We start from the raw sequence: 5,380 nt of genomic DNA, 5'->3' as shown, positions 1-5,380 counted from the left end.
TATTATTACCTAAGCCTGAAAAAGTAGAGAAGAAAGAAGAAAAATAATAGATTTTAAAGAAGCCTAATCAGGCTTCTTTTTGTTTAAGAAAAAATATTACTAATATATGTATAGGCTCCTATGGAACGTGAAATTATAGGTAATATAGGAGGATTATATATGTGTGGATATGTTTCAATATATTATAAGAATAATAATAGAAAATTTGATATAAAAAAATTAACTGAAAAAATTAATCATAGAGGTCCTGATCATACAGGTATACATAAAGAAGACAATATTGAATTTGCATTTAAGATATTAAGTATAATGGATTTAGAAAATGGGAGCCAACCATTAAAGAAAGATGATAAAACCATAGTTTTCAATGGTGAAATATATAATCATGAGCAACTTAGAAATGACTTAATAAAAAATGGATATAAATTTAATACAAAATGTGATACTGAAGTTTTACTATCATCATATACAGAATATAAAGAAGAATGTTTAAATAAGTTAAGAGGTATGTTTTCTTTTATAGTATATGATAAGAGTGAAAATAAATTATTTGGAGCAAGGGATCATTTTGGTATAAAGCCACTTTATTACATAGATGAAAAAGATTTTATAGTATTTTCTTCAGAATATAAGGCAATTATTGAACTTTTAAATGAGGTAAATTTAAATAAATCAAGCCTGCAAAAATATATGTATTTTCAATATATACCTCTTGAAGAGACTATGATAAGTAATATAAAAGTAGTTCCACCAGGCTACTTTTTTACAGTGGAAAATGGAAAACTAGATATGAAAAAATATTATAATATACATTTAAAAAGAAGTAGAAAAATAACATCTAAAGATATAAAAGATGTAGTTACAAGTTCTGTAAAACACCATATGGTAGCAAATGTAGAAGTAGGAACATTTTTATCAGGTGGAATAGACTCTACAATAGTAGCTTCTCTTGCATCTAAAATCAATCCTAATATAAAGTCATTTTCAGTTGGATTTGGAGTTAATGGGTATGATGAATTAGAAGTAGCAAAAAAAACAGCAGATAAGTTAGGTATTGAAAATATATCTATAAATGTTAGCCAAGATGAATATATAAAAGCTTTACCTAAGGTAATATATCATTTAGATGATCCTGTTGCAGACCCATCACAGGTTGGTATTTATTTCTTATCTAAAGAAGCAAAAAAACATGTAACTGTAGTTTTATCAGGTGAAGGTGCAGATGAATTATTTGGTGGATACAATATATATAAAGAATATAAAAGTATAAAACCAATTTTTAATATGCCAAATAGTATGAAGTCTATTTTAAATACAGCTTCTACTATCATGTCTAATATAAAAGGAAAAAATTATTTATATAGGGCCACAACTCCATTAGAAAAAAGATATATTGGAAATGCTAAGATTTTTGATGATAATGAAATAAAAAAAGTTCTAAAATTCTATAATAAAGTAGATAATCATGAAAATTTATTAGCTAATATATATAGTGATGCAAAAAATAATAATTATGACTATGTTACAACAATGCAACATATTGATATCAACACATGGTTAGAAGGAGATATATTACAAAAGGCAGATAAAATATCTATGGCTCAATCCATAGAACTTAGAGTTCCATTTTTGGATAAAGAAGTATTAGAAGTAGCTAAAAATTTAAATTTAAATCAAAAAGTTAATTTTAAAAATACTAAGATACTTCTAAGAGAAGATTTTAAAGATGAAATACCACAACATATGGTTAAAAAGAAAAAATTAGGATTTCCTACACCTATAAGAGTTTGGCTAAAGGAAGATTTAGGAGATGTTGTTAGACAAAGTATAAATGAAGCTCAAGTTGATGATTTGATAAATAAAGATTATGTAATTAAATTATTAGATAATCATATACAAGGATATGATGATAATTCAAGAAAAATATGGTCTATATATGTATTTTGCTTATGGCATCAAATATTCATAGAAAATAGAGATATAGTATATTAATATATAGTATAACATGAAAAGAAAATTGATTTATGATAAAACCTTAAATAATAAAAAAATTTATTATAAGAACTATATAATGTACATTAGGTTAATCTAGGATGTAATTTAAGTATATTACATTAAGGAGATTTAAGTATGTATATTATAATAAATATATTTGAAATTATTGTTGATTTAATATTATCTTTATGTGCAGGCGATGATTTTATAAAGATGAGGAAATAGATGGAAAATAGCAAATAAATTTATTTAAAAAGTAGTGAGTAATCACTACTTTTTTTGCATATTTGTCCTAAATTGATAATAGTATTTATAAACAAGTAATAATACATATAGGAGGAAACCTTAATGATAATGATGGTACTTAACAAAAGTAAATTAAAAAAAATCATTATGTGGGTATTAGTAGTAGTTGCATTATTATCAAGTGCAATATTTTTTATGAAAAATAAAGGTACTAAGCCTACGTTTGAGCTATTTGATCAAGCAAATCTTCCATATACTCAAGGTACAAAAAAAAATAGCGGATACGTTGCATTAACTTGCAACGTAGACCTAGGTTGGGAAACTGAGTATGTACAAGGAATATTAGATGTATTGAAAAAAGAAGATGTTAAAATTACATTCAATGTAACAGGAAGATGGGCAGAAAAGAACCAAGAAATGTTATTAAAAATTAAAAGTGAAGGGCATGAAATAGGAAACCATGGTCATAGACATTTAGATTATGCAAAGCTTTCATATGAAGAAAATTTAGAGCAGATAAAAACTTCTAAAAAAATAATAGAGGACATAATAAATGAGGAAACTAAATTCTTTCAAGCGCCAGCAGGTTCGTTTGGAGAGGGGACTATGAAGGCTGCAAATGAACTTGGATATACAAGTATAAAATGGGATGTTGATACAATAGATTGGAATAATAGAAAAGAACCAGAGGTTATAATAGAAAGAGTAAAGAAAAAAGATATAAAAGATGGTAGTATAGTGCTAATGCATCCAACATATGCAACTACTCAATGTTTAGATGATATTATACAGATAATAAGAGATAAAGGTTTAAAGCCTGGAATGCTTAGTAATATATTTTAAATAAAGTTGATTAAGTTAATATACTAAATTATAATTTAATACATGTAATAAAAAGATAATTTGATTTAATGAACTTAATATATATAATAAATGCAATGAACTTGGAGGAGAAGTTATGTATAAAAAACATGTATTAGAAAATGGACTAACTATAATAGGTGAAGAAATACCATATGTAAAGTCTATATCTTTAGGGGTATGGATTAATGCAGGTTCTAGAATAGAAGATGAAGAAATAAGTGGAGTATCACATTTTATAGAGCATATGCTATTTAAAGGAACAAGAAATAGAACATCTAAGCAAATAGCTAGTGAAATAGATAACTTAGGTGGTCAAATAAATGCTTTTACGAGTAAGGAGTGTACATGTTACTATGTAAAACTATTAGATTCTCATATAGATATAGGAATAGATGTACTTAGTGATATGATATTAAATTCTAAGTTTAATGAAGATGATTTAGATAAGGAAAGATCAGTAATAATTGAAGAGCTAAAAATGTATGAAGATTCACCAGAAGATTTAGCTTATGACTTATTAACTGAAAATATATATAAAAATGATCCATTAGGTATGAATATAATTGGAACTGAAGAATCACTAAACAGACTAAATAGAGAAAAGCTATTAGACTATTTCAATAAATATTATGTTCCTAATAATTCAGTAATAGCTATATCAGGTAACTTTAACTTTGATGAAATAATAAATAAGATAGAAGAAAAGTTTAAAGTTTGGAAGAAAAGGGATGTTAATGTAGATATTAAAAAAGCAGAATTTAAAAGTTGTTTTTTAACTAAAAACAAAGATATAGAACAGGTTAACCTTGCTATGAGCTTAGAAGCAGTTCCTATTGAAAGTGATAAAGAAGTATATGCTTTGGCTGTTATAAATACAGTATTTGGAGGAAGTATAAGTTCTAGATTATTCCAAAAAATAAGAGAAGAAAAAGGACTAGTATATTCTATATATTCTTCTCAAAGCTTATACAGAAAATGTGGAGAATTGGGTATATTTGCTAGTATGAGTAATGAACATTTAAAAGAAGTATATGAGTCAATTATAGAAGAAATAAAGATAATAAAAAAATACTATTTAACCGATCAGGAGATAAAAGAAAGTAAAGAACAATTAAAAGGAAGTTATATACTGGGTCTTGAAAGTACAAGTAGTAGAATGATGTCTATAGGAAGAGCATTACTTTTAAACAATAAAGTGGAATCGACAGATGATATACTAAAATCAATAGATAATGTAGATAGAGAAACTGTAAAAATAGTTATAGATAAAATTTTCAACTTAGATAAATTAGGTGTATGTATAGTAGGAAGAGATGTAGAAGAAAATAAACTATAAAATAAGTTGGGGGGATAAACATGAATTTATCTGAAATAGCAGGAAAGGAAATTGTTAACTTAGTAACTGGTGAAAGATTAGGGGTAGTTGGAGAATGTGACCTTATATTAGATGAAGTGAGTGGTGAGATATTAGCGCTTTTAATACCTAGAGAAAGAGGATTTTTTGGAATTAAAAAAGATAAGTCAGTTCTTGAGGTACCATGGAGAAGTATTAGAAAAATAGGAAATGATATGATAATAATAGAATATGATGGTGTTTATTAAAATATATTAAGTAGATTTATATTAAAATTCATTTGGATAGGTTTAACTTATAAGAACCTTCTAAGTGAATTTTTTTTTATTACTTGGTAAAACTATATTTATAAAGTATATATTGAGAGGAGTTTATTTATGAGATACTATGAAGATAATATAAATTCTAATAGTTACATAGAGTTTTCAAAAAATAAAAGCAAGGCTAACTTAAAAAGTGAAGAAGTAGATAATGAAAATAAAGATAGTCAAAGTGAAGATATAGATAATATAAAACAAATGGGTGTACCTAATATGCCTCAACAAGCTAAAAAAGAGATACAATGTATAACTATAATAGGAGAGATAGAGGGACATTATGTAGGTAATCCTCAAAAGAAATCGACTAAATATGAACATATAATACCTATGCTATATTCAATAGAAGAAAATGAAGATATAAAAGGAGTTCTTATAATACTGAATACTGTAGGTGGAGATGTTGAAGCAGGTCTTGCTATGGCAGAGCTTATAAATAGTATATCAAAAAAAGTTGTAACTTTAGTTTTAGGCGGAAGTCATAGCATAGGTGTACCACTTGCTACTGCAGGAGATTACTCATTTATAGCCCCAACTGCAACGATGGTAGTTCATCCTATAAGAACTAATGGTCTTGTTATAGGTGTTAATGAAACTTTTGAGT

Annotated in this window: 5 protein-coding genes; all 5 read left to right on the top strand. The window is 26.2% G+C overall.

Annotated elements, in window-relative coordinates; genetic code table 11:
* Nucleotides 1-159 precede the first annotated feature (159 nt).
* Nucleotides 160-1,992, top strand: a complete 1,833-nt coding sequence (gene asnB / locus Q5F54_RS10165; protein ID WP_302334359.1) for an asparagine synthase (glutamine-hydrolyzing) — start codon at nt 160-162, stop codon at nt 1,990-1,992.
* A gap of 351 nt (nt 1,993-2,343) precedes the next feature.
* The gene (locus Q5F54_RS10160) at nt 2,344-3,084 is read left to right on the top strand and encodes a polysaccharide deacetylase family protein (RefSeq protein ID WP_281537426.1); all 741 of its coding nucleotides are present in this window, start codon (nt 2,344-2,346) and stop codon (nt 3,082-3,084) included.
* Between the two features lie 115 nt (nt 3,085-3,199).
* Nucleotides 3,200-4,441, top strand: a complete 1,242-nt coding sequence (locus tag Q5F54_RS10155) for a pitrilysin family protein (protein ID WP_281537427.1) — start codon at nt 3,200-3,202, stop codon at nt 4,439-4,441.
* A gap of 20 nt (nt 4,442-4,461) precedes the next feature.
* Entirely contained in the window at nt 4,462-4,707 is a 246-nt protein-coding gene (locus Q5F54_RS10150) for a YlmC/YmxH family sporulation protein (RefSeq protein ID WP_071119790.1), read from the top strand.
* Nucleotides 4,708-4,836: 129 nt separating this feature from the next.
* The coding region (locus Q5F54_RS10145; protein WP_302334358.1) for a ClpP family protease at nt 4,837-5,380 on the top strand (544 nt) is incomplete at its 3' end.

Source organism: uncultured Romboutsia sp. (assembly GCF_958366745.1).
In the GTDB taxonomy this organism is placed as follows: domain Bacteria; phylum Bacillota; class Clostridia; order Peptostreptococcales; family Peptostreptococcaceae; genus Romboutsia; species Romboutsia timonensis.
Note: the sequence above shows the minus strand (reverse complement) of the source record. Positions and strands in the feature narration are given on the sequence as shown.